The organism is Serratia myotis (assembly GCF_027474885.1).
GTDB classification, from domain to species: Bacteria; Pseudomonadota; Gammaproteobacteria; order Enterobacterales; family Enterobacteriaceae; genus Serratia; species Serratia proteamaculans.
In genome coordinates, this window is record NZ_CP099707.1 from 845,006 (window position 1) to 868,465 (window position 23,460).

Sequence of the window (23,460 nt, forward strand, 5' to 3'; positions counted from 1 at the left end):
AAAATGGCCCGCTTAAAGCATCGAGTGGGCCTTTTTCAGCCCGGTATCCTCATCAGGATCGGCGCCCTGCGGGACCGGTGTCTCTGCGTCTTCTTCCCCCGACGTTTCACTGGTCTGTGGCTCGACCGGATCCGGTGCCGCTTCCGGCGGCGGCATGGTGTCATGGATGATCTGTTCATCGAAGGTTGGGTTCAGCGCCGGAGAAAGCGGGGAACTGGTCAGGCTGTCCGGCAGGGGAATATGCGGCAAGGGCGCATCCTGCACAAACTGCGATTCGTCCTGTTTGACCGTCCGACTGAAGCCCACCAGCAGCAGGCCGCAAAGCGAGAAGAAGGCATACAGAATATTGCCGCCCAGTGGCTCAATCAGCGAGCCGACTGCCAATGGGCCGATACTGGCACCTACGCCGAAGGCCATCAGCAAACAGGCGGCCAGGGATACGCGTCGTTCCGGTTCAATCAAATCGTTCGCCAGGGCGACCACCAGCGGATACAGCGTGAACTGCAGCATGCTGACGATAAAGCCCACCACCAGCAACACCGGAAAATCAATGTGCGGCACCAGCGCCAGCGGCAGGGCGGCGACGATCAATAAAATGGCGTTGATGCGCATCAGCAGCGTGCGGTTGTAGCGGTCTGACAGCCAACTAAGCGGGAACTGCGCTACCAGCCCGGCGAAGATGGCTATCGCCATAAACAAGCCGGTCTGCTGAGTAGTCAGCGATTGCAGGCTCGCGTATACCGGTGCCAGCCCATAGAAAGATCCCACCACCATGCCGATCACCAGCGTGGTGGCCAGCACCTTGGGAATGGCCCCGATAAAATAGCGTAGCTCCATTGGAGCCGGTGACATATGGCGTGCATTGGTGCGGGTGGTGAGGGCGATAGGTACCAGGCAGAGTGCAAAGCACAGGGCGATCACCAGCAGGGTGGTGATGCCGAGATTGCTTTGCAGCATTAACACCACCTGACCCAATGACATACCCAGATAGGTGGCCGCCATATAAAAGCCGAAAACCGTTCCGCGCTGATTGGATTCCGCCTGATCGTTCAGCCAGCTTTCCAGCACCATGAATTGACACATCATGCACATGCCGATAATCAGCCGCAGCACCACCCACACGGGAATATATTCCGTCAGGCCATGTCCCAACACCGCGGCGGTGATAATACCGGCGCAGGAAACGTAGGCGCGGATATGACCGACGCGGGCAATCAGAAAATGGCCGACTTTGCCGCCGATCACCAGGCCGATGTAGTTGGCGGCGATAATGGCGCCGATCAGCGCACCGGTCACGTGGATAGAGGTTAAACGCAGGGAGACGTAAGTGGTGAGCAACCCTGAACCCAGCAGCATCAGCAGGGTGGTGGTATACAACGGAAAGAAGACGCCTAACGTTTTTTTCACTCTATCATCCTAATCTTTTATCCTGGTTTGCCCTGGGGCTGACCCTGCCGGTGGCAAACGCAACCCGGTGAGATCCCTCGTGCAAAACACCGCCCGTTAACCCGAGCATTACATTCGATACTAGCAGTTTGGTTTGCCGCTTAACACCGCCTCGCCTGCGAAGCGCCGCGCATTTCTGTCATCACGCCGTCAGGCAAGCTTGATAAATGCTACTATCGGGCGCATATACCTGATTCGCTAAGGAGAGGTTATGAGTGAAAATCAACTGCGTAAACTCAGCATTGCGGTGGGCGAAAAACTGAAGGCCAACGGCCAGTGGATCACCTGCGCAGAGTCCTGCACTGGCGGCGGCATTGCCAAAGCCATCACCGACATTGCCGGGAGTTCTGCCTATTTCGACCGTGGCTTTGTCACCTACAGCAATACGGCGAAACATGAATTGTTGGGCGTGGCTGAAGCGACCCTGACAGCCCATGGCGCAGTGAGCGAAGAGGTGGTGCGTGAGATGGCTCAGGGGGCATTACACGCCGCACGGGCCAGCCTGGCGCTGTCGGTGAGCGGCATTGCCGGGCCAGACGGCGGGAGTACGGAAAAACCGGTGGGCACCGTTTGGTTTGGCTTTGCCGACCGCTCCGGAAGGGTAGTGGCGCACAAGAAGCAATTTAGCGGCGATCGCGATGCAGTGCGGCTTCAGGCGACGATTTTTGCGCTGCAAACCGCGCTTGATGATTTTTTGTAAAATTAGGCTTGATACTGTATGACCATACAGTATAATTAGTGGCATTTCCTGCACAACATACAATCAGTGGCAGTGTGGGGTAACACCGACATTGCGTAACGAAGGAGCAAAAATGGCTATTGATGAGAACAAGCAAAAGGCGCTAGCTGCGGCACTGGGCCAGATTGAGAAACAGTTCGGCAAAGGCTCCATCATGCGTCTGGGTGAAGACCGTTCTATGGACGTAGAAACGATCTCCACCGGCTCACTGTCACTGGATATCGCACTGGGTGCGGGCGGCCTGCCAATGGGCCGTATCGTTGAGATTTATGGCCCGGAGTCTTCAGGTAAAACTACCCTGACGCTGCAAGTTATCGCTTCGGCACAGCGCCAGGGTAAAACCTGTGCGTTCATCGATGCCGAACACGCGCTGGATCCGATTTATGCGAAAAAGCTGGGTGTTGATATCGACAACCTGCTGTGTTCTCAGCCGGACACCGGTGAGCAAGCGCTGGAAATCTGTGATGCCTTAACCCGCTCTGGCGCGGTTGACGTGATCATCGTTGACTCCGTAGCGGCGCTGACGCCAAAAGCGGAAATCGAAGGTGAAATCGGTGACTCACATATGGGCCTGGCGGCGCGTATGATGAGCCAGGCGATGCGTAAGCTGGCGGGTAACCTGAAAAACGCCAACACGCTGCTGATCTTCATCAACCAGATCCGTATGAAAATCGGTGTGATGTTCGGTAACCCGGAAACCACCACTGGCGGTAACGCACTGAAATTCTACGCTTCTGTTCGTCTGGATATCCGCCGTATCGGCGCGGTAAAAGAAGGCGATGAAGTGGTCGGCAGCGAAACCCGCGTAAAAGTGGTAAAAAACAAAATCGCTGCGCCGTTCAAGCAGGCCGAGTTCCAAATCCTGTACGGTGAAGGCATCAACAGCCGCGGTGAACTGGTTGATCTGGGCGTTAAGCACAAGATGATCGAGAAAGCCGGCGCCTGGTACAGCTACAACGGCGACAAAATCGGTCAGGGTAAGGCAAACGCCTGTAACTTCCTGAAAGAAAACCCGGCGGTGGCTGCTGAGTTGGATAAACGACTGCGTGAACTGCTGCTGCACAGCAACGGCGAACTGGTCGCTGCCACCAACGAAGGCTTCGATGATGAAGCTGAAACCAGCGAAGAGTTTTAATCGCTGCTGACGTTCGTGAGCACCATTGAGGGTTCACGAACGTTAATTAATCAGGCTTGAATAATGAATGATTTGCTAAGCCGCGCCATGCGCCTGCTGTCGCAACGCGATCATAGTGAAGCTGAACTGCGCCGCAAACTTGCGGCGCAGTCATTTATGGCGAAAGCCAGATTTGGCACCAAAACTCCCTCGTCCTCTGCTCCGCCCCCTGAAGAACCCATCGATCCTGCCGTTATCGAGCAGGTGATTGCCTATTGCTACCAGCATAACTGGCTGGACGATGAGCGCTTTGCCCGCAGCTACATCGGTAGCCGCAGCCGTAAAGGCTATGGTGCGCAGCGCATCCGCTCTGAACTGATGCAAAAAGGCGTGGATAAAGAGCTGACGCAGGCAGCGTTGGCGGACTGTGAGATTGACTGGTGTGAACAGGCCAAACAGGTGGCACAGCGTAAATTTGGCGACTCATTGCCTACGGACTGGAAAGAAAAAGCCAAAGTGCAGCGTTATCTGCTCTATCGTGGCTTTTTCCAGGAAGAAATTCAGTCAATTTTCCGTGATTTTGCGCAATGAACGCACACGGGGTTTTACTTCCCTCTGAAGAAAATTTATCTTATCCCCACTTTTTGTTCGTGAGTTAGATGCATCGTCAGGATGTCGCGTATCTTGCTCACGTGTCGTTATTCTAGCCTTTCCGGGAAAATTATGAGCAAGAGCACCGCTGAGATCCGTCAAGCGTTTCTCGATTTCTTTCATAGTAAGGGCCATCAGGTTGTAGCAAGCAGCTCCCTGGTGCCTGACAATGATCCGACATTGTTGTTTACCAATGCCGGCATGAACCAATTTAAAGATGTTTTCCTGGGGCTGGACAAGCGCGCCTATTCCCGAGCCACTACCTCACAGCGTTGCGTACGTGCGGGCGGCAAGCATAACGATCTGGAAAACGTCGGTTATACCGCACGTCACCACACCTTCTTCGAAATGCTGGGTAACTTCAGCTTCGGCGACTACTTCAAACACGATGCCATCAGCTACGCGTGGGAACTGTTGACCGGTGAAAACTGGTTTAACCTGCCGAAAGACCGGCTGTGGGTGACCGTCTATGAAACCGATGACGAAGCCTTCGACATCTGGCAGAAGCAAATTGGCGTACCGGCAGAGCGTATTATCCGCATTGGCGACAATAAAGGCGGGGCCTTTGCTTCCGACAACTTCTGGCAGATGGGTGATACCGGCCCATGTGGCCCGTGCACCGAGATTTTCTACGATCACGGCGATCATATCTGGGGTGGCCCACCGGGCAGCCCGGAAGAAGACGGCGATCGTTACATTGAGATCTGGAACCTCGTATTCATGCAGTTCAACCGTCAATCCGACGGTACCATGTTGCCACTGCCAAAACCTTCGGTAGATACCGGTATGGGACTGGAGCGTATTGCCGCAGTCTTGCAGCATGTGAACTCCAACTATGAAATCGACCTGTTCAGCAAGCTGATTGCCGCGGTGGCCAAGGTGACCGGCGCCACAGATTTGGATAACAAATCCCTGCGCGTTATTGCCGACCATATCCGTTCTTGCGCCTTCCTGGTGTCAGACGGTGTGACACCGTCAAACGAAGGCCGTGGTTATGTGCTGCGTCGCATCATTCGCCGCGCGGTTCGTCATGGCAACATGCTGGGTGCGAAAGACACCTTCTTCTACAAGCTGGTCGCACCATTGATCGAAGTGATGGGGCCGGCAGCCGATGAGCTGAAGCGCCAGCAGTCACTGGTTGAGCAAGTGCTGAAAACCGAAGAAGATCAGTTTGCCCGTACCCTGGAGCGTGGTTTGACGCTGTTGGACGAAGAGCTGGCCAACTTGCAGGGCGATACTCTGGATGGTGAAACTGCATTCCGACTGTATGACACCTACGGTTTCCCGGTCGATCTGACGGCAGACGTGTGTCGCGAACGTGGCTTGAAAGTGGATGAAGCCGGTTTCGAACAGGCAATGGAAGCCCAGCGCCGTCGTGCGCGTGAGTCCAGCGGTTTTGGCGCAGACTACAACAGCATGATCCGTGTTGATGGTGCCAGCCAATTCAGCGGTTATGACCACGAACAACAGCAGTCCACCGTGACCGCGCTGTTCCGTGATGGCCAGGCTGTAGACGAGATCCACGCCGGTGAAGAAGCCGTGGTGGTACTGGACGAGACCCCGTTCTACGGTGAGTCCGGTGGGCAGGTCGGTGATAAAGGCGTGCTGAAAGCCGCCGGCGCTGATTTTGTGGTGAGTGATACCCAGAAATACGGTCAGGCGATCGGCCATCAGGGCAAGTTGTCTCAGGGTTCGCTGAAAGTGAATGACCGCGTTGATGCGCAAATCGACACTGTTCGCCGCAACCGCATTCGTCTGAACCACTCCGCGACCCACCTGCTGCACGCTGCACTGCGTCAGACGCTGGGCGAGCACGTGGCGCAGAAAGGTTCGTTGGTTAACGATAAATACCTGCGTTTTGACTTCTCGCATTTTGAAGCGATGAAGCCGGAGCAAATTCGCATTGTGGAAGACTTGGTAAACCAGCAGATACGTCGTAACCTGCCGGTGCAAACCGAGGTCATGGCGTTGGATGATGCCAAAGAGAAGGGCGCTATGGCGCTGTTCGGTGAGAAGTACGACGACAACGTGCGCGTACTGACCATGGGCGACTTCTCGACCGAGCTGTGTGGCGGCACCCATGCCAGCCGTACCGGCGATATCGGTCTGTTCCGCATTCTGAGTGAGTCTGGCACCGCCGCCGGTATCCGCCGTATTGAAGCGGTAACCGGTGAAGGGGCGATTGCTACCTTGCATCAGCAAAACGATCTGTTACAGGACGTTGCTCATCTGGTTAAGGGTGACAGCAATAACCTGACGGACAAAGTGCGAGCGGTGCTCGATCGTACCCGTGCCTTGGAAAAAGAGCTGCAGCAGTTGAAGGACCAGCAGGCGGCGCAAGAAAGCGCTTCATTGTCCAGCAAGGCGAAAATGGTTAACGGCGTACAGCTGTTGGTCAGCCAGTTGGATAACGTTGAGGCCAAAATGCTGCGAACCATGGTTGATGACCTGAAAAATCAACTGGGTTCTGCGATTATCGTGCTGGCCACCACGGCCGATGATAAGGTGAGCCTGATTGCCGGCGTGACCAAAGATTTGACCGACCGGGTGAAAGCCGGCGAGCTGATCGGTAACGTGGCGCAGCAGGTTGGCGGCAAAGGGGGCGGACGCCCTGATATGGCGCAGGCCGGGGGGACTGATGTCAGTGCCCTGCCAGCGGCATTAGACAGCGTAGAAGCCTGGGTGGCCTCGAAACTGTGAATATAAATAAATAGCACTTAAAAACGCCATAACTCATTACTGATTATGGCGTTTTTAAACTGTGCTAACACAATTTGGTTACAATTACGGGAACAAAGTTTTTCAGGTCGGCTAAACTTATCATTATCTGAGGTGAGACCAAGTCTGCTTACATTTATTGTGGGTTACATGACTTACGTTTTCGCAGCATATGATGGATACTGACGGGGAAACTGAGAGACCCGACTCTTTTAATCTTTCAAGGAGCAAAGAATGTTAATTCTGACTCGTCGAGTTGGTGAAACCCTCATGATTGGCGATGAGGTCACTGTCACAGTGTTAGGGGTCAAAGGCAACCAGGTTCGTATTGGTGTGAATGCCCCTAAAGAGGTGTCAGTTCACCGCGAAGAAATCTATCAGCGCATTCAGGCCGAGAAGTCTCAACAGACGACTTTCTGATTTCGAAGCAGCGTCTCGTTGCTCAGCGAGACGCTACTGCGCTTTTTTGTGCCCGCCACCGACCTTTCCCAGACTTCCCCTGCAAAATCTTTCTGCCGCTTCTTTCGCTTTGTTTGCTAATTCACTGTTATTGCCTGTTGATAAAACACTCTTTTTGACGTGAAATTGCCCATGTTGAGCGTGAATTGTGCAAACACGCATGAGATGGGAAAAATTGTTTGACTTAAAAGTCGGAGAAAGTAATATGTGCGCCACGCAGTGCCGATGAGCTTCTCCAAAGCAAGTTAGGCACAATTCGCAAGAAGCGTATGGTGAGGTGGCCGAGAGGCTGAAGGCGCTCCCCTGCTAAGGGAGTATGCGGTCAAAAGCTGCATCCGGGGTTCGAATCCCCGCCTCACCGCCATTTGCATCCATAGCTCAGCTGGATAGAGTACTCGGCTACGAACCGAGCGGTCGGAGGTTCGAATCCTCCTGGATGCACCATATTTCGCAGTATGGTGGGGTAGTAACAACGTACCATACGGTATCAAAAAAGAATTCCTGTGCATCCATAGCTCAGCTGGATAGAGTACTCGGCTACGAACCGAGCGGTCGGAGGTTCGAATCCTCCTGGATGCACCATATTTAAAAGCGCTTATCTCTAAGTCTTCACTTTCAGATAGATGCGAGCTAGAAGGTAGCTCAAAGGAGGATAACGTTGCTTCAGCAACGGCCCACAGGGCGAAGCGTTTACGCTGAGTAATCCTCCTGGATGCACCATTCTTTCTGTCAAACTTGTTTCTTCAAGCAGACAAACCAAAAATAGTAATGCATCCATAGCTCAGCTGGATAGAGTACTCGGCTACGAACCGAGCGGTCGGAGGTTCGAATCCTCCTGGATGCACCATATTGAAAAGTACTTATCTCTAAGTCTTCGCTTTCAGATAGCTACGAACTGGAAGGTAGCACGAAGAAGGATAACGTTGCTTTAGCAACGGCCCGCAGGGCGAAGCGTTTACGCTGAGTAATCCTCCTGGATGCACCATCTAAGAAAAACCCGCCTTGGCGGGTTTTTCGCTTTCTGGCATTCGGCGATACGCTACTGTAATCCCACCATCTTTACTCTTGCGCACAGCACATTCCGCTATTACGCGATCAGCGACAACCTTCCGGCTTTACGCTAAAGTAGTTTTCTTTCCACAACGATCATGGAGTAACGATGTACGACCGCTATCAGGGTCTTATTTTCGACATGGACGGCACCATTCTCGATACTGAGCCGACGCACCGTAAGGCGTGGCGTGAAGTGTTGTCCCGTTACGGTATGACGTTTGATGAGCCAGCGGTGATGGCGTTGAGCGGTTCTCCGACCTGGCGCATTGCCCAGGCGATTATTGCCAGCCATCAGGCCGATCTTGATCCTCACCATCTGGCTGCAGAGAAAACCCGTGCGGTAGAAGCAATGCTGCTGGACAGCGTACAGCCCTTGCCATTGATCGAGGTGGTGAAAGCCTACCATGGCCGCCGCCCGATGGCAGTGGGTACCGGCAGTGAGCATCGTATGGCCGAAACTCTGCTGCGTCATCTGGGCCTGTTCCACTGCTTTGATGCGATCGTGGGTGCTGACGACGTGCAGCGTCACAAGCCGGAGCCGGACACCTTCCTGCGTTGCGCCGAACTGATTGGCGTACCGCCAGAGAAATGTGTGGTGTTTGAGGACGCAGATTTCGGTATCCAGGCGGCGAAAAGCGCCAATATGGCTGTGGTAGATGTCCGCACGCTGTGAGTAGTACGCTGGCCGTGATGTCGTTATTCGGCGGCAGCTTTCTCAGTGCGACGTTGTTGCCGGGAAATTCAGAAATTATTTTGGTCGCCTTGCTGACCAACAGTCGTGTCTCACCGGAATTGCTGGTGCTGGCCGCGACGTTGGGCAATACGCTTGGTGGGCTGACCAATGTCATTATCGGGCGCCTGTTACCGGCGTTGAAACCACAGCGAGGGCTGGATACAGCACTGGGGTGGATGCAACGCTTTGGCCCGGCTGCGCTGTTGCTCAGTTGGGTGCCGGTGGTGGGCGATTTGTTGTGCGTGTTGGCAGGCTGGCTGCGCATGCCCTGGGGCCCTGTCGCGCTGTTTCTGTGTATCGGAAAGGCGCTGCGTTACATCATTTTGACTATGATAACGTTACAGGGAATGGCCTGGTGGCATTAACGACGTGAATATAACTCAATATTCTCTCGGGTGCAGATTCAGTATGCTTACGAGTTCTTGTTTTTAGAAGCGGGAGGTCAATTTGATCCCGGACGTATCCCAGGCGCTTTCTTGGTTGGAAGCCCATCCCCATGCATTAAAAGGCATTCGTCGCGGCATTGAGCGTGAAACGCTGCGTGTCACCGAAGACGGAAAGCTTGCAACAACCGGACATCCGGAGAAGTTGGGGGCGGCATTAACGCACCACTGGATAACCACAGACTTTGCCGAGGCGCTGTTAGAGTTTATTACGCCGGTTGACGACAACCTCGATCACCTGCTGACGTTCTTGCGTGATATTCATCGTCACGTAGCGCGTAATCTGGGCGAGGAGCGCATGTGGCCGCTCAGTATGCCGTGCTTTATTGAAGCCGAGCAGGACATTGAACTGGCGCAGTTCGGCTCGTCGAATATTGGCCGCATGAAGACGTTGTACCGTGAGGGGTTGAAGAACCGCTACGGCGCGCTGATGCAGACCATTTCCGGCGTGCACTACAATTTCTCCCTGCCGCTGGAATTCTGGCAAGCATGGGCTGGTGTTAAAGATGCCGAAAGCGGTAAGGAGCAGATTTCAGCGGGCTACTTCCGTCTGATCCGTAACTATTATCGTTTTGGCTGGGTGATCCCGTATCTGTTCGGCGCATCGCCGGCGATCTGTTCTTCGTTCCTGAAAGGGCGTGAAACTGCGTTGCCGTTTGAGCGTACCGAACAGGGTATGTGCTATCTGCCGTATGCCACTTCACTACGCTTGAGCGATCTGGGTTACACCAATAAATCGCAAAGTAATCTGGGCATCACCTTCAACGATCTGCAAAGCTATGTTGAAGGCCTGAAGCGGGCGATTGTCACGCCTTCAGAAGAGTTTGCCAAGTTGGGTGTGAAAGACGGTGATCGTCATCTGCAGTTGAACAGTAACGTACTGCAGATCGAAAACGAACTCTATGCGCCGATCCGGCCGAAGCGTGTGACTAAAAGCGGTGAGACACCGTCAGATGCGCTGCTACGGGGCGGTATCGAATACATTGAAGTTCGCTCGCTGGATATCAACCCGTTCTCGCCAATCGGCGTAGATGCGGTGCAGGCGCGTTTCCTGGACCTGTTCCTGGTGTGGTGTGTACTGGCCGATGCGCCGGAGATGAGCAGCGATGAATTGCTGTGTACGCGCAAAAACTGGAACCGGGTGATCCTCGAAGGGCGTAAACCGGGTCAGACCATTGGCATCGGTTGTGATGACAGCCGTGAGCCGTTGGCAAAAGTAGGCAAAGCGCTGTTTGACGATTTGCGCCGCGTGGCGGAAGTGTTGGATAGTGAAGCCGGCGATCGCCAGTACCAGCAGGTGTGTGACGAATTGGTCGCGGCATTTGACGATCCGGAACTGACATTCTCTGCCCGTATTCTGAAAGCGATGAAGGAAGAGGGGACCGGTCGTGTAGGCCTGCAACTGGCTGAGCAATACCGTCAGATGCTGATGGAAGAGCCGTTGGAAATCCTGACTGAAGCCGAACTGGCGAAGGAGCAGGAAGCCTCATGGCAGCGTCAACGCAACATAGAAGCCAGTGATACGCTAAGCTTTGAAGAGTTCCTGAAGCAACATGGCGGGAGCTGAAAAAGAAAAAGGCCACATCAATGTGGCCAAATATGCATCTCTGATGACAGGGATGATGATAACAAATGCGCGTCTTTCACATATTCAGACTCGCTGAGTTGGAAAAGGTTTCCTGGATAGATAAAAAAGTTTCGAAATAAATACACTTTTACGAGGAGGTAACGAAATGCCACTGCTGGATAGCTTCACCGTAGACCATACCCGCATGGCAGCCCCGGCTGTCCGCGTTGCGAAAACCATGAAAACTCCTCATGGCGATACCATCACCGTATTCGATCTGCGCTTCTGCCGTCCGAATCTGGAAGTGATGCCTGAACGCGGCATTCATACACTGGAACACCTGTTTGCCGGCTTTATGCGTGACCATCTGAATGGCCAGGGCGTTGAGATTATCGATATCTCCCCAATGGGATGCCGTACCGGCTTCTACATGAGCCTGATTGGCGTGCCGGAAGAGCAGCGTGTTGCCGATGCCTGGAAAGCCGCGATGAGTGACGTGCTGAAAGTGACCGATCAGCGCAAAATTCCTGAGCTGAATGAGTTCCAGTGCGGGACTTACCACATGCACTCGCTGGAAGAAGCACAGGAAATCGCCAAGCACATTCTTGATCACGACGTGGTAGTGAACCACAACGAAGAGCTGGCGTTGCCGAAAGAGAAATTGCAGGAACTGCACATCTAGTTCGTCACCTGGCTACAGCGATAAAAAAAGACGCGATGTTCGCGTCTTTTTTCCTTTCTGGCGGGCGGTCAGTGTTGCTGGACGCTGGATTGCAGCGATTTTATTGGCGTGACCCGCACCTGTTTGATCATATTGTCCTGCACGTCGAGGATATCAACGTCGTAATGGCCTACCCGAACCCGGGTGCCAATCTCAGGGATCTCTTCCAGCTCTTCCAACAGCATGCCGTTAATGGTTCGTGCATCGGTGGCCGGCAGTGTCCAGTTGAATGCCTTGTTCAACTCGCGCACGTTGGCGGTGCCGTCGATCAGGACCGAGCCATCGCTCTGCGGATTGACCTCTTCCGCCAGCGTTGGCGACATCGAGGTAGTGAAATCACCGACGATCTCTTCCAGGATATCTTCGACCGTCACCAAGCCCTGAATATCGCCGTATTCGTCTACCACGATGCTGACTTTCTCTTTGTTGCGCTGAAATTTCACCAGTTGGACGTTCAGCGGCGTGCCTTCCGGCACGTAGTAAATCTCATCGGCGGCGCGCAACAGGTTCTCTTTGTTGAACTCTTTTTTCTCGGTCATCAGGCGGTAGGCTTCACGCACCCGCAGCATGCCGATGGCATCGTCCAGCGACCCGCGATACAGCACGATGCGGCCGTGCGGTGAGTGGGTGAGCTGACGCATGATCGACTTCCAGTCATCGTTTACATCGATGCCGACGATCTCGTTGCGGGGCACCATGATGTCGTCAACCGTCACCTTCTCCAGATCCAGCACCGAAATCAACATGTCCTGATTGCGACGAGAAATCTGCGAGTGGGATTCATTCACGATAGTGCGCAGCTCGTCTTTGCTGACGGCGTCGCTGACGCGCACGTTGGTATGGATGCCAAACAGGCGCAAGACCAGCGTGGTGATGCCGTTGAGCAGCCATACCAGCGGGAACATGACCTTCTGCAGCGGTGCCAGCAGAACGCTGCTGGGGAATGCGATGCGCTCTGGATAAAGTGCGGCGAAGGTTTTTGGCAGCACTTCGGCGAACAACAGCACGGCAAACGTCAGGATACCGGTGGCGATGGCTACGCCGAGATCGCCATACAGACGCATACCGACGATGGTTGCCAGCGCGGAGGCCAGAATGTTGACCAGGTTATTGCCGATCAGCACCAGGCCAATCAACCGATCCGGTTTTTTCAGTAGCCTCTCGACCCGGCGGGCAGAGCGGTTGCCCTGCTTGGAAAGATGACGGAGACGATAGCGGTTTAGAGTCATCATGCCGGTTTCGGATGCTGAAAAGTAAGCGGAAACCACGATCATAACCACCAGGACAATGATCAGGGTTCCTGTCGAAACGTGCTCCAACGCGGTATTCCTTATGTATGGAGAAAGATAGCCTGAAGGCTTAGCGAACCATCACTTGCTGGATCAGACGGCTGCCGAAGTAGGCCAGCGTCAGCAGAAAGGCGCCGGCAAAGCTGAACCACACGACACGGCGGCCACGCCAGCCTTCATGGTAATGGCCCCACAACAGAACGATATAGACAAACCATGCCATGATCGACAGGACGGCTTTGTGCACGTTTTCTTTGCTGAACAGGTTATCCATATACAGCAGGCCGGTGCACAGCGTGAGCGTGAGCAGCACGACACCGATCTGGGTGATGTGGAACATTTTACGTTCGATGCTCATTAACGGCGGCATGTCGGCGCTGAACGACAGCTTTTTGTTTTTCAGCAGATAGTCCAGCCAGGCCAGTTGCAGCGCATACAGCGCGGCAATAATCAGTGTGGCGTAGGAAAACAGCGCCAGGCCAATGTGCACCATCAGTTCCGGGCTGGCTTCCAGATGGGTAATAAATTCACCTGGCATAAAGCTGGCAAAGGCCAGATTGATCATCGCGAAGCTGTAAACAATGGGCAGCAGGAACCAGCCGCGGTCACGTGAAGCAACGAAGGTCATGACCGAACAGATGATCAGGCTGACTATCGAGCCGATGTTCAGCAAGCTGAGGTTTTGCCCGGCGCTGACATCAAAAATACGTTGCTGCAGTGCGATGGCGTGGCAAACCAGCGCCACCACTGCTGAGACGAGAGCAAGCCGACGGTATGCGCTATTCTTCCGCAACAAGCTGGGAATAATCAGTCCAAGGCTGAGCAGGTAGGCGATCAAAGCCACAATGGAGAAAACTGGCATAGCGTTTAATTTTGCTTCGGCGTGGTGAATGGGATTGTCAGTATAGCGTCGAGCGCGTCCCACTCCAACCGATCTCCAACGCTGAGGCAGAGATCCTTTTCGCTTCGTGTTATCATCGCCGTAATTATGTCGCCAGAGCGGCCTGTTATTACACGTTGAGCAAGAGACGATGTTTGAAAATTTAACCGATCGTTTGTCGCGCACCCTGCGCAATATCAGCGGCCGTGGGCGGCTGACCGAAGAAAATATCAAAGAAACCCTGCGTGAAGTGCGTATGGCATTGCTGGAAGCGGACGTTGCGCTGCCGGTGGTGCGGGACTTTATCAGCCGTGTAAAAGAGAGCGCGGTAGGTCATGAAGTCAACAAAAGCCTGACGCCGGGGCAAGAGTTCGTCAAAATCGTCAAGGGCGAGCTGATTGCCGCGATGGGCGAAGTGAACACCGAACTGAACCTGGCGGCACAACCGCCGGCCGTGGTGCTGATGGCGGGCCTGCAGGGCGCCGGTAAAACCACCAGCGTCGCCAAGCTCGGCAAGTTCCTGAAAGAAAAACAGAAGAAAAAAGTGTTGGTGGTTTCTGCCGACGTTTATCGCCCTGCGGCGATCAAACAGTTGGAAACGTTGGCGGAGAGTGTCGGCATCGACTTTTTCCCGTCCGATGTTAAAGAAAAGCCGATCGATATCGTTAACCGTGCGCTGCAACAGGCCAAGCTGAAATTCTACGATGTTCTGATCGTCGATACCGCCGGCCGTTTGCACGTTGATGAAGCGATGATGGACGAGATCAAGCAGGTGCACGCGGCGATTAAGCCGGTGGAAACCCTGTTTGTGGTCGACGCCATGACCGGCCAGGATGCGGCCAACACCGCCAAGGCCTTTAACGAAGCGCTGCCGCTGACCGGTGTGGTGCTGACCAAAGTTGACGGTGATGCGCGCGGCGGTGCTGCGTTATCCATCCGTCACATTACCGGCAAGCCGATCAAGTTCCTCGGTGTCGGCGAGAAAACCGAAGCGCTGGAGCCATTCCATCCGGACCGCGTAGCATCGCGTATTCTCGGCATGGGCGACGTGCTGTCGCTGATCGAGGATATCGAAAGCAAAGTTGACCGCGAACAGGCGGAAAAACTGGCTAACAAGCTGAAGAAGGGTGACGGTTTCGATCTGACCGACTTCCTGGAGCAGCTGAAGCAGATGCGTAACATGGGCGGTATGGCCAACATGCTGAGTAAACTGCCCGGTGCCGGCCAACTGCCGGACAATGTGAAATCGCAGATGGACGACAAGGTTTTGGTGCGTATGGAGGCGATGATCAATTCGATGACGCTGAAAGAGCGCGCCAAGCCGGAAATTATCAAAGGTTCGCGCAAGCGTCGTATTGCGGTAGGTTCCGGCATGCAGGTGCAGGATGTTAACCGTTTGTTAAAGCAGTTCGACGATATGCAACGGATGATGAAAAAGATGAAGAAAGGCGGAATGGCGAAGATGATGCGCGGCATGAAAGGTATGATGCCGCCGGGCTTCCCAGGCCGCTGACAGCCGCTTGCCCTCTGGGGTGAGCGCGTTTAAGCATTTGCCGTTCGCGGTGAAAACCGCCCGAAATATTACTGGCTATAAAAAGTAGTTGACGACGATCTACGCTTTCGATTGCTTTTTGCGCCAAAATGAGTAAAATTTTCGGGCTTTTTATATTGCAACCGGGCCCCGTTCCCTCAATGGGGCCCGGCTGTTTTATTAACTAAAGAGGATGTTATGGTAACAATTCGTTTGGCACGTGGCGGCGCAAAAAAGCGTCCGTTCTATCAAGTAGTAGTGACCGACAGCCGCAATGCTCGTGATGGTCGTTTCATCGAGCGCGTAGGCTTCTTCAACCCGATCGCATCTGGTCAGGCTGAAGCACTGCGTCTGGACCTGGACCGCATCGAACATTGGGTCGGCCTGGGTGCAACTGTTTCTGATCGCGTTCACGCGCTGATCAAAGACGCTAAGAAAGCAGCTTAATCTGTCGCGGTGGTGGCAATGAGCAAGCAACTCAAACCGGTAGCACCTAAGCAGCCGATTGTACTCGGTAAAATGGGGTCTACTTACGGCATCCGTGGTTGGCTCAGAGTATTTTCATCCACCGAGAACGCCGAAAGCATTTTTGACTATCAGCCGTGGTTTATCCAGCAGGCGGGTCAATGGCAGCTTGTCGAGTTGGAAGACTGGAAGCGCCACAGTCAGGACCTGATCATCAAAGTCAAAGGCGTTGACGATCGGGATGCTGCGAATCTACTGACCAATCGCGAGATCCTGGTGGATTCGGAACAACTTCCTGAGTTGGTGGGTGATGATTACTACTGGAAAGACCTTATGGGCTGCCAGGTAGTCACAACCACCGGCTACGAACTGGGTAAAGTCATCGATATGATGGAAACCGGTTCGAACGATGTGTTGGTTGTTAAAGCTAACCTGAAAGATGCATTCGGCATGAAGGAGCGGTTGGTCCCGTTTCTTCATGGGCAGGTTATCAAGAAAGTCGATCTCACTGCTCGCGTGATTGAAGCAGATTGGGATCCTGGTTTTTGACCTCCGAATTAAACGGTCGAAACAAGTGGAATGACAGTATGGGGATTGGCTTGTGTTCATTGGTATTGTAAGCCTGTTTCCTGAGATGTTCCGCGCGATCACCGATTACGGGGTGACTGGCCGGGCAGTAAAAAATGGCCTGCTGAGCGTGCAGTGTTGGAGTCCACGTGACTTCACCTACGACCGGCATCGTACCGTGGACGAGCGCCCTTATGGCGGCGGCCCGGGAATGTTGATGATGGTGCAACCCTTGCGGGAAGCTATTCATGCAGCAAAAGCAGCGGCAGGCGAGGGAGCAAAGGTGATTTATCTGTCACCTCAGGGGCGCAAGCTGGATCAAACCGGCGTGTGCGAACTGGCGGCCAACCCGAAGATGATTCTGGTGTGCGGTCGTTATGAAGGGGTAGACGAGCGCGTAATCCAAACCGAAATTGATGAAGAATGGTCAATCGGCGATTACGTTCTCAGCGGCGGGGAACTGCCGGCAATGACCCTGATCGATTCAGTCGCCCGCTTTATACCGGGTGTGCTGGGCCATCAGGCTTCAGCAGAAGAAGATTCTTTTGCCGATGGATTGCTGGACTGCCCGCACTATACCCGTCCTGAGGTGTTGGAAGGGATGGAGGTTCCGCCAGTTCTACTGTCGGGCAACCATGCCGAGATACGTCGCTGGCGCTTAAAGCAGTCGCTGGGCCGTACCTGGCTTAGAAGACCTGAACTTCTGGAAAGCCTAGCTCTGACTGACGAGCAAGCGGTGTTGCTGGCTGAGTTCCAACGGGAACATCAGACCAAGTAGCAGGACTATGAAGGGAACGTCTGAGCAATTGGCTCGACGGGACCGATATATCAGTTTACCTAGGGTAAGAGACATATTATGAGCAACATTATTAAGCAAATTGAACAAGAGCAGATGAAGCAAGACGTACCTGCATTCCGTCCGGGTGATTCCGTGGAAGTGAAGGTATGGGTCGTTGAAGGTAGCAAAAAACGTCTGCAGGCATTCGAGGGCGTGGTTATCGCTATCCGTAACCGCGGTCTGCACTCTGCATTCACTGTTCGTAAGATTTCCAACGGCGAAGGTGTTGAGCGTGTATTCCAGACTCACTCACCAGTAATTGACAGCATTGCTGTTAAACGTCGTGGTGCCGTTCGTAAAGCCAAACTGTACTATCTGCGTGAGCGTACTGGTAAGTCTGCTCGTATCAAAGAGCGTCTGAACCGCGTCGGCTAACGCTGCATCCAAAAGTTAATAACTATGAAGGGGTTGGCAATATGCCGACCCCTTTTTTTGTGCACAGAAAACCCCCAGCTAGGCTGGGGGTTCAGTAAAGCTTTCAGCTTTGAGCCAGTTATAAAAACCCCTTTTGATTTGTTAAAACAGTTTGCGGTCTGGCAACTGCAAATGTTCAACAAGAAATCAAAAGGGGGTCCCAATGAGGGACGAAAAGAGCTTAGCGCACACCCGATGGAACTGTAAATATCACATAGTTTTTGCGCCGAAGTACCGAAGAAAGGTGTTCTACGGGGAAAAACGCAAAGCGATTGGCAGTATTTTAAGAAAGCTGTGCGAATGGAAAAACGTGAATATTCTGGAAGCGGAATGCTGTGCGGATCACATTCATATGCTTCTGGAAATCCCGCCGAAGATGAGTGTATCGGGGTTTATGGGGTACCTGAAGGGAAAGAGCAGCCTGATGCTTTATGAGCAGTTTGGGGATTTGAAGTTCAAATACCGTAACAGGGAGTTTTGGTGCCGAGGGTATTACGTTGATACGGTAGGGAAAAACACGGCCAGGATACAAGAATACATAAAGCACCAACTGGAAGAGGATAAAATGGGTGAGCAACTCTCGATCCCGTATCCAGGTAGCCCGTTTACGGGCCGTAAGTAATCCATAGATGCAAATGTCAGATTGCTATGCGCCTGTTAGGGCGCGGCTGGTAACAGAGCCTTATAGGCGCATATGAAAAACCTCCGGCTATGCCGGAGGATATTTATTATTATGCTTAAAATCCAATGGTCGCATTTGCAAGATTTGATTCTTGTAAAAGTAAGTTACGACAGGCATAAAAAAGCCTGCGGAGGCAGGCTCTTTGCATTACAGCGCGGCGGCGCGCGGCTTGGCTTTTTCCGGGTGCGGCTGAGCCGGAATAATATCGCCAGGCTTTACAATCACTCGCGCGACGGACTCATGCGTGGCGAAGGTGCAGCTACAGTTAATGTTCTGGCATTGGTGATAGCGCTCTTTGGTCGCTTCACTCAGGTACCGACTGGAGCGAGTATGGGCCACGCTACCGCAAAGTGGACAGTGCATCATAGTTGAATCCCTCTTTCGACTGCATCAAGTTATATGACTTATAATAGCCCAATAACTTGCAAAAGCAAGCTTGATTGTCGAAATCGAGATTAATTTTCTTTGGTAGTGATCTCAACACCCTCGATGTAGACGTTAAGTTCCAGATTACTGAAGAAGCCACTGTTGCTTAAGGTATGGGTGATCTTATTAACCACCCACAGCTGCTGATCGATAGCCTCCTTAAAACCATAAACTCGGATGGGGGTCTCAGGGAACAGATCTGGCTGCCCGGTGGCCAGGCTGATACTGAAGGTTGCGATCCCTCTTTGTAATTGTTCAAACAGTGACTGAGCAGCCCGCATGGCGGTTTCTTTATCACGATAGATTTTTGCAATGTGGCAGACCTGCTTTTCTTTACCGACCATATAGCTACTGGTTTGCTGTGGAGCGGTAGCTGTTTTGTCAGCGAATTTGGCGGCAGGATGCCGGGATGTGCTGGCGTTTGCCTGCGGGATTTCCCGTTCTACTTGTACGCTGCTGTTGGCTTGCTCCGGATGTTCGGTATTCAGCCAACTGGCGCTGACACCGGTGTAACCGCCGCGATCTTTCAGTTCAAAACGGTGAGTGTCGCCGTCACTGCGGGTCAGTGTTTTAATAGGGTTTGGCTCGCCAAGCGGGCTACGACCAAACCCGGGTTTGATAAACTGCAGGCGCTGGTATTTGATAGTCACTCGTGCACTATTTGCCAAGGCCAACCGGGAAAGAAATTGAACATCGGTCTCATTGGTTTGGTCGATATGCGCAATCTTTATTGCGGCCAACTCATCGCTCAAATAGGGGGCGTTCAGCCCATTACGCGTTGAAATTTGTTGCACGATTTCGCCAAAGGTCTTGTCTGAATAAGACTCGCTGCGGGATTCGTTTAACGAGCCACGAAAATCAACGCTACGGGCTGTGATTGAGATGAGATCTGGAGCGCCAGTGTGGATGATAGTATCGACAATAAACTTGCCCTGGCCAATCAGAGCTGAGTTATTCCAACCAAGAAACAACTCCAGAATGGCCCCCCGGCTGGGCAGGGACATCAGGCCATCGCTGTCGTCCAGGTTAATGGTCAATTGATCGGCACTCAGGCCGCCATTATCTACCATGTTTAACGAGATCAGCCGCTGACGGATATCGTTGGTAATATCCTTATCTGCCAGCGTCAGGATAAAGTCGGGGGCTGGCTTGGCCCCCATAGGCTGATAAACATCGGCGATCATAATGACATTCCCGTCGCTTTTTGCGCTTTCGCTAACAGGTCGCCAGCCTGGTGACGCAAATCGCCGAACATGGCATGCAGCGATTCATCCACGCGTTTTAATGTGATGGTGAAGGAAATTTGGCGTGGTTGGCCGTTAGCGAAAAAATCTTTGCTGTCCTGAGTGATTTTCTCGATCACAAACATGCCGTAAATGGTGCCGCTGCCTTCGATAAGCGGCCAGGCACGTCCTTGTTCGGCCATGGTTTGCAGCATCAGTAAAGATAGCCGACCACCGGTTAGCTCAGGCATCAGTTGTCCACTTAAGGTGATAGTTTCGCCATCCACACCCAGAAATTGAGCGCTTGGTCTTTGGCCGACGCGACTTCCTGTCGGCCAGCGATAGCTCAACTGACGGTTCATGGCTTGGTAGGGCAGGGTGCGTAACATAAATACGAACAGTCCCAGTGTTAGCATCATTAGTCTGGCTCCTTATACCTGCGCATAAGCGCTGAGGTGCTGATTACGGCGAGTATTTTCGATGTCCATCATGGCTGAACGGACGACACGTTCCATTTCGTCACGGGTAGTTCCCTCCGGTACGTTGATGGCGATGTTATTGGTCAGTACGCTGTTATCCGAAAGGTTAGGGGGAGCGGTTGGGCGAACGGCACGATAGTTTTCGTTGCCCAAACTCAACACGCCACCGCTGGGGGAAAGGCTACTGTCATATTTTTCCGAGGTTGGATCGCTTTTTTCATTGCTAAACCATCCAATGGCCGAATCAATGATGCCTCGCGCCTTGCCGATTAAGCCAATCAACTGGTTAAGCGCATCGCCGGGCAGCCTGAATGCCCAAACCAGCCATTCGCCCAGCATTTTTCCGTAGGCAGCCGCGGTGTTCAGTTCTTCCTGAGTGCTTTTTATCGGTGTCAATAATTGCATAAACCAGTTATAGACCGGTTTTAACTTGTCCATGACGCTGTTGAAGGCTGTAATCACTGGAGAAAATGCCTCACCAATAGGACCCATTGCCGTACTGAAACTTTCCGCGATTCCGCCGATAAAGGCGCTAATCGGTTCCCAATACTTATAGATTAAGGCGGCCCCTCCGACGATCGCGGCGACTACGGCGACAATGGGCAGGCTGAGGGCAGCAAAGACTCCGGCTATCATGCCGCCAACGGAAGTGAATACGGTGCCCAGTAGACCCGCACCGGCCATCAGCATATTAATGGCGCTCAGCGCCGGCACGATAAAGGTACCTATGGTTGACAGGCCGCCAATCAGTGCGGTTACGGCAATGGCTACCGTCATCAGGGTATTGGCCAACGCGGGGTTTTCTTTTGACCATTGGCCCAGAGTGTTCAGCCAGCCGGTTGCGGTTTGCGTCAACTGCCGTAGGGCTGAGTTTTGCCCATCGAACAGGTCGATACGGATGCTGTCCCAGGAGGCGAACAGTTTCTTGATATCGCCATCCAGGTTATCCCCCCGTACGGTGACCATCGCCTGAGCAGCGCCATCAACGTTCCCCAGGCTACGCCCTTGTGGGGCTAACTGTGCGGCGGTTTGCTCAAGGCCCTGTCCATTTTGGAGGGCCGTTGGTGCGGCGGTCCGCATTTTTTTATCGAACTCATCAAGGCTCCACTGATAGCTGCTGCTGGCTTTGGCCATTATATCGGCGATATTTCCCGCCTGATCGACTGGCAGTTGAAAGGCCTGCTGGATACCTGACAGTGCTTTTACTGCCTCCTCGATACTACTGCCGCTGGCCTTGGCCAGATTCAGTGCTGCAGGTGCCGCAGTCAAAATTTCCTGGGGGTTGTAGCCAGCGGTGGCCAGAGCGGATTGCGTTTCAGCGACCTCCTGCGGAGACTGTCCCTTGGACACCCTGCTGGTTGCCTGCTGGCGCAGGGCTGTTAACCGGCGGTCATCTTTGTTTAATCCTAACTGTGCCTGCACACCGGACATCTGCTGTTCAAACTTCATACCCGGTGCCAGCAAATCTTTACCGGTGTTGAAGGCAGTACCTGCCAGTCCCAACCCCTTTGAAGCAACATCGTGAATCTTTCCAATTCCGTTCTGTCGGGTTTGAAAATCACCAAGCACTTCTGTGCGTCTTTGCTGACTCAGTTTTTGGCGGGCGCGTTGTTGGCGGCTAAGAAGGTTTTGGGCGGTCTCTGAATTTTCTTGTGAGCGTTGCTGGGCGCCGGTTAAATTGGCGGTATCAATCCCTTTGCCCTGGAGCTGTTTTTCCAGATGGCCTTGCTGGAGCGATAAAATGGCTCCACGGGCCTTTTGCACGACGTGATTGAGATTCGCCTGCTGTGCCGTTTCAATATCTTTGGGGGAAGATAAAAACGCGGGCAAAGCCATACGGGTATTTTGAATCGCATCAAGCTCAATCAGTACGTCGGCCTGCGCCGCTTTTATCTTCAGTAATTGGGTTAGTTGAGCCTGGTTTTTTTGTTCTGTTTTTAGCCGCTTTTGCTGGTTGCGGATGCTGGTGTCCGCGTTTGCCAACGTTTTTTTGCTGCCGCTGCTACTCATCTGTTTTTACTCCACTACGTTGAAGGGCCTTATAGCGCCAGTCCATCAGCTCGGTCAGCGTCATGCCGTTCATCTCCGATGGCGGCCAGTGAAAAATCACTGCGATGTCCGCCATCAGGTCGTCCACGGTCAGAACGGGGTCGATGTTTACTCGGCCGATTTCGGTGACAAAAAACCGATCACCTGGCCGGCCAGCGCAATCAGGTCCGGCAGTTCCAGGCGCGCGCACTCTTCTTTGGTCAGGTTTGGATAGGTCACGCGCGGCAGGATGGTGATCAGGGCGTCGACGTCGGCGTTGGCCAGTGCCGCCAGGCCGATGCCGCGCAGGCTGCCGGCGTTCGGTTTGGTGACCTGCACTTCACGGATCTCGCTGTCGCCGCGTTTGATCGGGGTTTCCAGCATTACGGTGTTTTCTGGGGAGGTATTCAGTTCCATGGGATATCCAATGATTGTCAGGGGAAACAGGGCCAGCACTGCGGCTGGCCATTGAAGTGATAAATTACAGACCGATAGCGCGGCGGTGGGCCGCCAGCAGATCCACACCGTCAACTTTTTCGATCATGTTGACGGTATCGATCTCGATCAGCTCTTTGCCATCGATGCTCAGCTTGAAGTAGGTACAGTCGGTAGAAACCTTGGTCTCGGTGTCTTCACCTTGCTTGAAGTCGCCGCTGTCGATTTCTTTGTGGCGACCGCGCATGACCACTTCGAGCGCCGATACTTCGCCGGTGTCGTCACGTTGGAAAGAGCCGGTGAAGCGCAGTGGTACCGCATCGACGCGGCCCCATTGTTTCAGCACCAGTTCATCGATGCCGCCCATGGTCCATTCGACCACCAGCGCATCGTCGTCCAGGCCGAAGTCGACCGACGCCGCACCGCTCATACCGCCGCCACGGAATTTTTCCAGTTTGCGAGTCAGTTTTGGCAGGGTCATAGCCGAGACCACGCCCATATAATTGAAGCCGTCATTAAACAGGTTCAGGTATTTCAGTTTTTTTGGCAGTGCCATGAT

General features: G+C 53.4%; 24 protein-coding genes, 4 tRNA genes and 1 pseudogene. 19 read left to right on the top strand and 10 right to left on the bottom strand.

All coding sequences use genetic code 11. The annotated features are described in order from the left end of the window. Positions 1 to 12: 12 nt before the first annotated feature. Positions 13 to 1,407, bottom strand: coding sequence for an MFS transporter (locus tag NHG65_RS03825; RefSeq protein WP_099062798.1), 1,395 nt, complete (start codon positions 1,405 to 1,407; stop codon positions 13 to 15). A 250-nt stretch (positions 1,408 to 1,657) separates the two neighbouring features. On the opposite strand from NHG65_RS03825, the gene pncC reads away from it, so the two are divergent. From pncC to luxS, 13 genes are all read left to right on the top strand, one after another. Next, on the top strand, positions 1,658 to 2,146 hold the full coding sequence (gene pncC / locus NHG65_RS03830) for a nicotinamide-nucleotide amidase (protein ID WP_099062799.1): 489 nt from the start codon (positions 1,658 to 1,660) through the stop codon (positions 2,144 to 2,146). Positions 2,147 to 2,258: 112 nt separating this feature from the next. Next, a complete protein-coding gene (gene recA, locus NHG65_RS03835) occupies positions 2,259 to 3,320 on the top strand; it encodes a recombinase RecA (protein ID WP_085120306.1) in 1,062 nt (353 codons plus the stop codon). A 63-nt stretch (positions 3,321 to 3,383) separates the two neighbouring features. Then, on the top strand, positions 3,384 to 3,890 hold the full coding sequence (recX, locus tag NHG65_RS03840) for a recombination regulator RecX (protein WP_499182951.1): 507 nt from the start codon (positions 3,384 to 3,386) through the stop codon (positions 3,888 to 3,890). A 132-nt stretch (positions 3,891 to 4,022) separates the two neighbouring features. After that, entirely contained in the window at positions 4,023 to 6,650 is a 2,628-nt protein-coding gene (alaS, locus tag NHG65_RS03845) for an alanine--tRNA ligase (protein ID WP_207979219.1), read from the top strand. Positions 6,651 to 6,902: 252 nt separating this feature from the next. Continuing rightward, a complete protein-coding gene (gene csrA, locus NHG65_RS03850) occupies positions 6,903 to 7,088 on the top strand; it encodes a carbon storage regulator CsrA (RefSeq protein ID WP_004950328.1) in 186 nt (61 codons plus the stop codon). Positions 7,089 to 7,398: 310 nt separating this feature from the next. Next, a tRNA-Ser gene (locus tag NHG65_RS03855) sits at positions 7,399 to 7,491 on the top strand. A gap of 3 nt (positions 7,492 to 7,494) precedes the next feature. Beyond that, positions 7,495 to 7,571, top strand: a tRNA-Arg gene (locus NHG65_RS03860). A 61-nt stretch (positions 7,572 to 7,632) separates the two neighbouring features. After that, positions 7,633 to 7,709 (top strand) — tRNA-Arg (locus NHG65_RS03865). Between the two features lie 188 nt (positions 7,710 to 7,897). Beyond that, a tRNA-Arg gene (locus NHG65_RS03870) sits at positions 7,898 to 7,974 on the top strand. Positions 7,975 to 8,286: 312 nt separating this feature from the next. Then, positions 8,287 to 8,853 carry a fructose-1-phosphate/6-phosphogluconate phosphatase gene (yqaB, locus tag NHG65_RS03875; protein WP_099062803.1) on the top strand — a complete coding sequence of 189 codons (567 nt, stop codon included), beginning with the start codon at positions 8,287 to 8,289 and terminating at the stop codon, positions 8,851 to 8,853. Beyond that, on the top strand, positions 8,850 to 9,278 hold the full coding sequence (locus NHG65_RS03880) for a YqaA family protein (RefSeq protein ID WP_012005293.1): 429 nt from the start codon (positions 8,850 to 8,852) through the stop codon (positions 9,276 to 9,278). Before yqaB ends, NHG65_RS03880 begins: the two co-directional genes overlap by 4 nt. A gap of 82 nt (positions 9,279 to 9,360) precedes the next feature. After that, positions 9,361 to 10,923, top strand: a complete 1,563-nt coding sequence (gshA, locus tag NHG65_RS03885) for a glutamate--cysteine ligase (protein ID WP_099062804.1) — start codon at positions 9,361 to 9,363, stop codon at positions 10,921 to 10,923. Positions 10,924 to 11,089: 166 nt separating this feature from the next. Further along, complete coding sequence (luxS, locus tag NHG65_RS03890) at positions 11,090 to 11,605, top strand: S-ribosylhomocysteine lyase (RefSeq protein WP_004950350.1); 516 nt, start codon at positions 11,090 to 11,092, stop codon at positions 11,603 to 11,605. Between the two features lie 68 nt (positions 11,606 to 11,673). Here the strand turns inward: luxS and NHG65_RS03895 are convergent, their stop codons facing one another. After that, the gene (locus NHG65_RS03895) at positions 11,674 to 12,963 is read right to left on the bottom strand and encodes an HlyC/CorC family transporter (protein ID WP_219015433.1); all 1,290 of its coding nucleotides are present in this window, start codon (positions 12,961 to 12,963) and stop codon (positions 11,674 to 11,676) included. A 40-nt stretch (positions 12,964 to 13,003) separates the two neighbouring features. Next, positions 13,004 to 13,795, bottom strand: coding sequence for a cytochrome C assembly family protein (locus NHG65_RS03900; protein WP_017891659.1), 792 nt, complete (start codon positions 13,793 to 13,795; stop codon positions 13,004 to 13,006). Positions 13,796 to 13,964: 169 nt separating this feature from the next. Here NHG65_RS03900 and ffh point away from each other — a divergent pair, with 169 nt between their 5' ends. From ffh to tnpA, 6 genes and pseudogenes are all read left to right on the top strand, one after another. Next, positions 13,965 to 15,326, top strand: coding sequence for a signal recognition particle protein (gene ffh, locus NHG65_RS03905; protein WP_207979215.1), 1,362 nt, complete (start codon positions 13,965 to 13,967; stop codon positions 15,324 to 15,326). Positions 15,327 to 15,542: 216 nt separating this feature from the next. Continuing rightward, on the top strand, positions 15,543 to 15,791 hold the full coding sequence (gene rpsP, locus NHG65_RS03910) for a 30S ribosomal protein S16 (protein WP_004932501.1): 249 nt from the start codon (positions 15,543 to 15,545) through the stop codon (positions 15,789 to 15,791). Between the two features lie 18 nt (positions 15,792 to 15,809). Beyond that, positions 15,810 to 16,358 (top strand): ribosome maturation factor RimM, encoded by a 549-nt coding sequence (rimM, locus tag NHG65_RS03915; RefSeq protein ID WP_099062806.1) that lies wholly within the window; start codon positions 15,810 to 15,812, stop codon positions 16,356 to 16,358. A 38-nt stretch (positions 16,359 to 16,396) separates the two neighbouring features. Next, a pseudogene (trmD, locus tag NHG65_RS03920) lies at positions 16,397 to 17,154 on the top strand (tRNA (guanosine(37)-N1)-methyltransferase TrmD). Positions 17,155 to 17,232: 78 nt separating this feature from the next. After that, positions 17,233 to 17,589: a 50S ribosomal protein L19 gene (gene rplS, locus NHG65_RS03925; RefSeq protein WP_012005300.1), complete on the top strand. Its 357-nt coding sequence runs from the start codon at positions 17,233 to 17,235 to the stop codon at positions 17,587 to 17,589. A gap of 202 nt (positions 17,590 to 17,791) precedes the next feature. Further along, positions 17,792 to 18,250: an IS200/IS605-like element IS1541C family transposase gene (gene tnpA, locus NHG65_RS03930; RefSeq protein ID WP_129935314.1), complete on the top strand. Its 459-nt coding sequence runs from the start codon at positions 17,792 to 17,794 to the stop codon at positions 18,248 to 18,250. A gap of 207 nt (positions 18,251 to 18,457) precedes the next feature. Here tnpA and NHG65_RS03935 read toward each other — a convergent pair whose 3' ends face one another. From NHG65_RS03935 to NHG65_RS03965, 7 genes are all read right to left on the bottom strand, one after another. Further along, positions 18,458 to 18,676: an ogr/Delta-like zinc finger family protein gene (locus NHG65_RS03935; RefSeq protein WP_017891661.1), complete on the bottom strand. Its 219-nt coding sequence runs from the start codon at positions 18,674 to 18,676 to the stop codon at positions 18,458 to 18,460. 89 nt (positions 18,677 to 18,765) lie between these two features. After that, the gene (locus NHG65_RS03940) at positions 18,766 to 19,920 is read right to left on the bottom strand and encodes a contractile injection system protein, VgrG/Pvc8 family (RefSeq protein ID WP_085120318.1); all 1,155 of its coding nucleotides are present in this window, start codon (positions 19,918 to 19,920) and stop codon (positions 18,766 to 18,768) included. After that, on the bottom strand, positions 19,917 to 20,378 hold the full coding sequence (locus tag NHG65_RS03945) for a phage tail protein (protein ID WP_085120319.1): 462 nt from the start codon (positions 20,376 to 20,378) through the stop codon (positions 19,917 to 19,919). The genes NHG65_RS03940 and NHG65_RS03945 overlap by 4 nt, the downstream gene beginning before the upstream one ends. Positions 20,379 to 20,390: 12 nt before the next feature. Next, positions 20,391 to 22,448, bottom strand: coding sequence for a phage tail tape measure protein (locus tag NHG65_RS03950; RefSeq protein WP_499182952.1), 2,058 nt, complete (start codon positions 22,446 to 22,448; stop codon positions 20,391 to 20,393). Further along, positions 22,441 to 22,575 (bottom strand): GpE family phage tail protein, encoded by a 135-nt coding sequence (locus NHG65_RS03955; protein ID WP_099062810.1) that lies wholly within the window; start codon positions 22,573 to 22,575, stop codon positions 22,441 to 22,443. Before NHG65_RS03955 ends, NHG65_RS03950 begins: the two co-directional genes overlap by 8 nt. Before the next feature lie 20 nt (positions 22,576 to 22,595). Beyond that, complete coding sequence (locus NHG65_RS03960) at positions 22,596 to 22,883, bottom strand: phage tail assembly protein (RefSeq protein WP_099062811.1); 288 nt, start codon at positions 22,881 to 22,883, stop codon at positions 22,596 to 22,598. A 64-nt stretch (positions 22,884 to 22,947) separates the two neighbouring features. Then, entirely contained in the window at positions 22,948 to 23,457 is a 510-nt protein-coding gene (locus tag NHG65_RS03965; RefSeq protein ID WP_006323695.1) for a phage major tail tube protein, read from the bottom strand. Positions 23,458 to 23,460: the final 3 nt, after the last annotated feature.

Bases quoted from the DNA above. Each gene is read 5' to 3' on its own strand.
- pncC (WP_099062799.1), top strand. From the start codon at position 1,658: ATGAGTGAAAATCAACTGCGTAAACTCAGCATTGCGGTGGGCGAAAAA.
- recX (WP_499182951.1), top strand. From the start codon at position 3,384: ATGAATGATTTGCTAAGCCGCGCCATGCGCCTGCTGTCGCAACGCGAT.
- csrA (WP_004950328.1), top strand. From the start codon at position 6,903: ATGTTAATTCTGACTCGTCGAGTTGGTGAAACCCTCATGATTGGCGAT.
- rimM (WP_099062806.1), top strand. From the start codon at position 15,810: ATGAGCAAGCAACTCAAACCGGTAGCACCTAAGCAGCCGATTGTACTC.
- tnpA (WP_129935314.1), top strand. From the start codon at position 17,792: ATGAGGGACGAAAAGAGCTTAGCGCACACCCGATGGAACTGTAAATAT.
- luxS (WP_004950350.1), top strand. From the start codon at position 11,090: ATGCCACTGCTGGATAGCTTCACCGTAGACCATACCCGCATGGCAGCC.
- alaS (WP_207979219.1), top strand. From the start codon at position 4,023: ATGAGCAAGAGCACCGCTGAGATCCGTCAAGCGTTTCTCGATTTCTTT.
- ffh (WP_207979215.1), top strand. From the start codon at position 13,965: ATGTTTGAAAATTTAACCGATCGTTTGTCGCGCACCCTGCGCAATATC.
- NHG65_RS03940 (WP_085120318.1), bottom strand. From the start codon at position 19,920: ATGATCGCCGATGTTTATCAGCCTATGGGGGCCAAGCCAGCCCCCGAC.
- recA (WP_085120306.1), top strand. From the start codon at position 2,259: ATGGCTATTGATGAGAACAAGCAAAAGGCGCTAGCTGCGGCACTGGGC.
- rpsP (WP_004932501.1), top strand. From the start codon at position 15,543: ATGGTAACAATTCGTTTGGCACGTGGCGGCGCAAAAAAGCGTCCGTTC.
- NHG65_RS03960 (WP_099062811.1), bottom strand. From the start codon at position 22,883: ATGGAACTGAATACCTCCCCAGAAAACACCGTAATGCTGGAAACCCCG.
- NHG65_RS03965 (WP_006323695.1), bottom strand. From the start codon at position 23,457: ATGGCACTGCCAAAAAAACTGAAATACCTGAACCTGTTTAATGACGGC.
- NHG65_RS03945 (WP_085120319.1), bottom strand. From the start codon at position 20,378: ATGATGCTAACACTGGGACTGTTCGTATTTATGTTACGCACCCTGCCC.
- NHG65_RS03950 (WP_499182952.1), bottom strand. From the start codon at position 22,448: ATGAGTAGCAGCGGCAGCAAAAAAACGTTGGCAAACGCGGACACCAGC.
- NHG65_RS03935 (WP_017891661.1), bottom strand. From the start codon at position 18,676: ATGATGCACTGTCCACTTTGCGGTAGCGTGGCCCATACTCGCTCCAGT.
- rplS (WP_012005300.1), top strand. From the start codon at position 17,233: ATGAGCAACATTATTAAGCAAATTGAACAAGAGCAGATGAAGCAAGAC.
- NHG65_RS03900 (WP_017891659.1), bottom strand. From the start codon at position 13,795: ATGCCAGTTTTCTCCATTGTGGCTTTGATCGCCTACCTGCTCAGCCTT.
- yqaB (WP_099062803.1), top strand. From the start codon at position 8,287: ATGTACGACCGCTATCAGGGTCTTATTTTCGACATGGACGGCACCATT.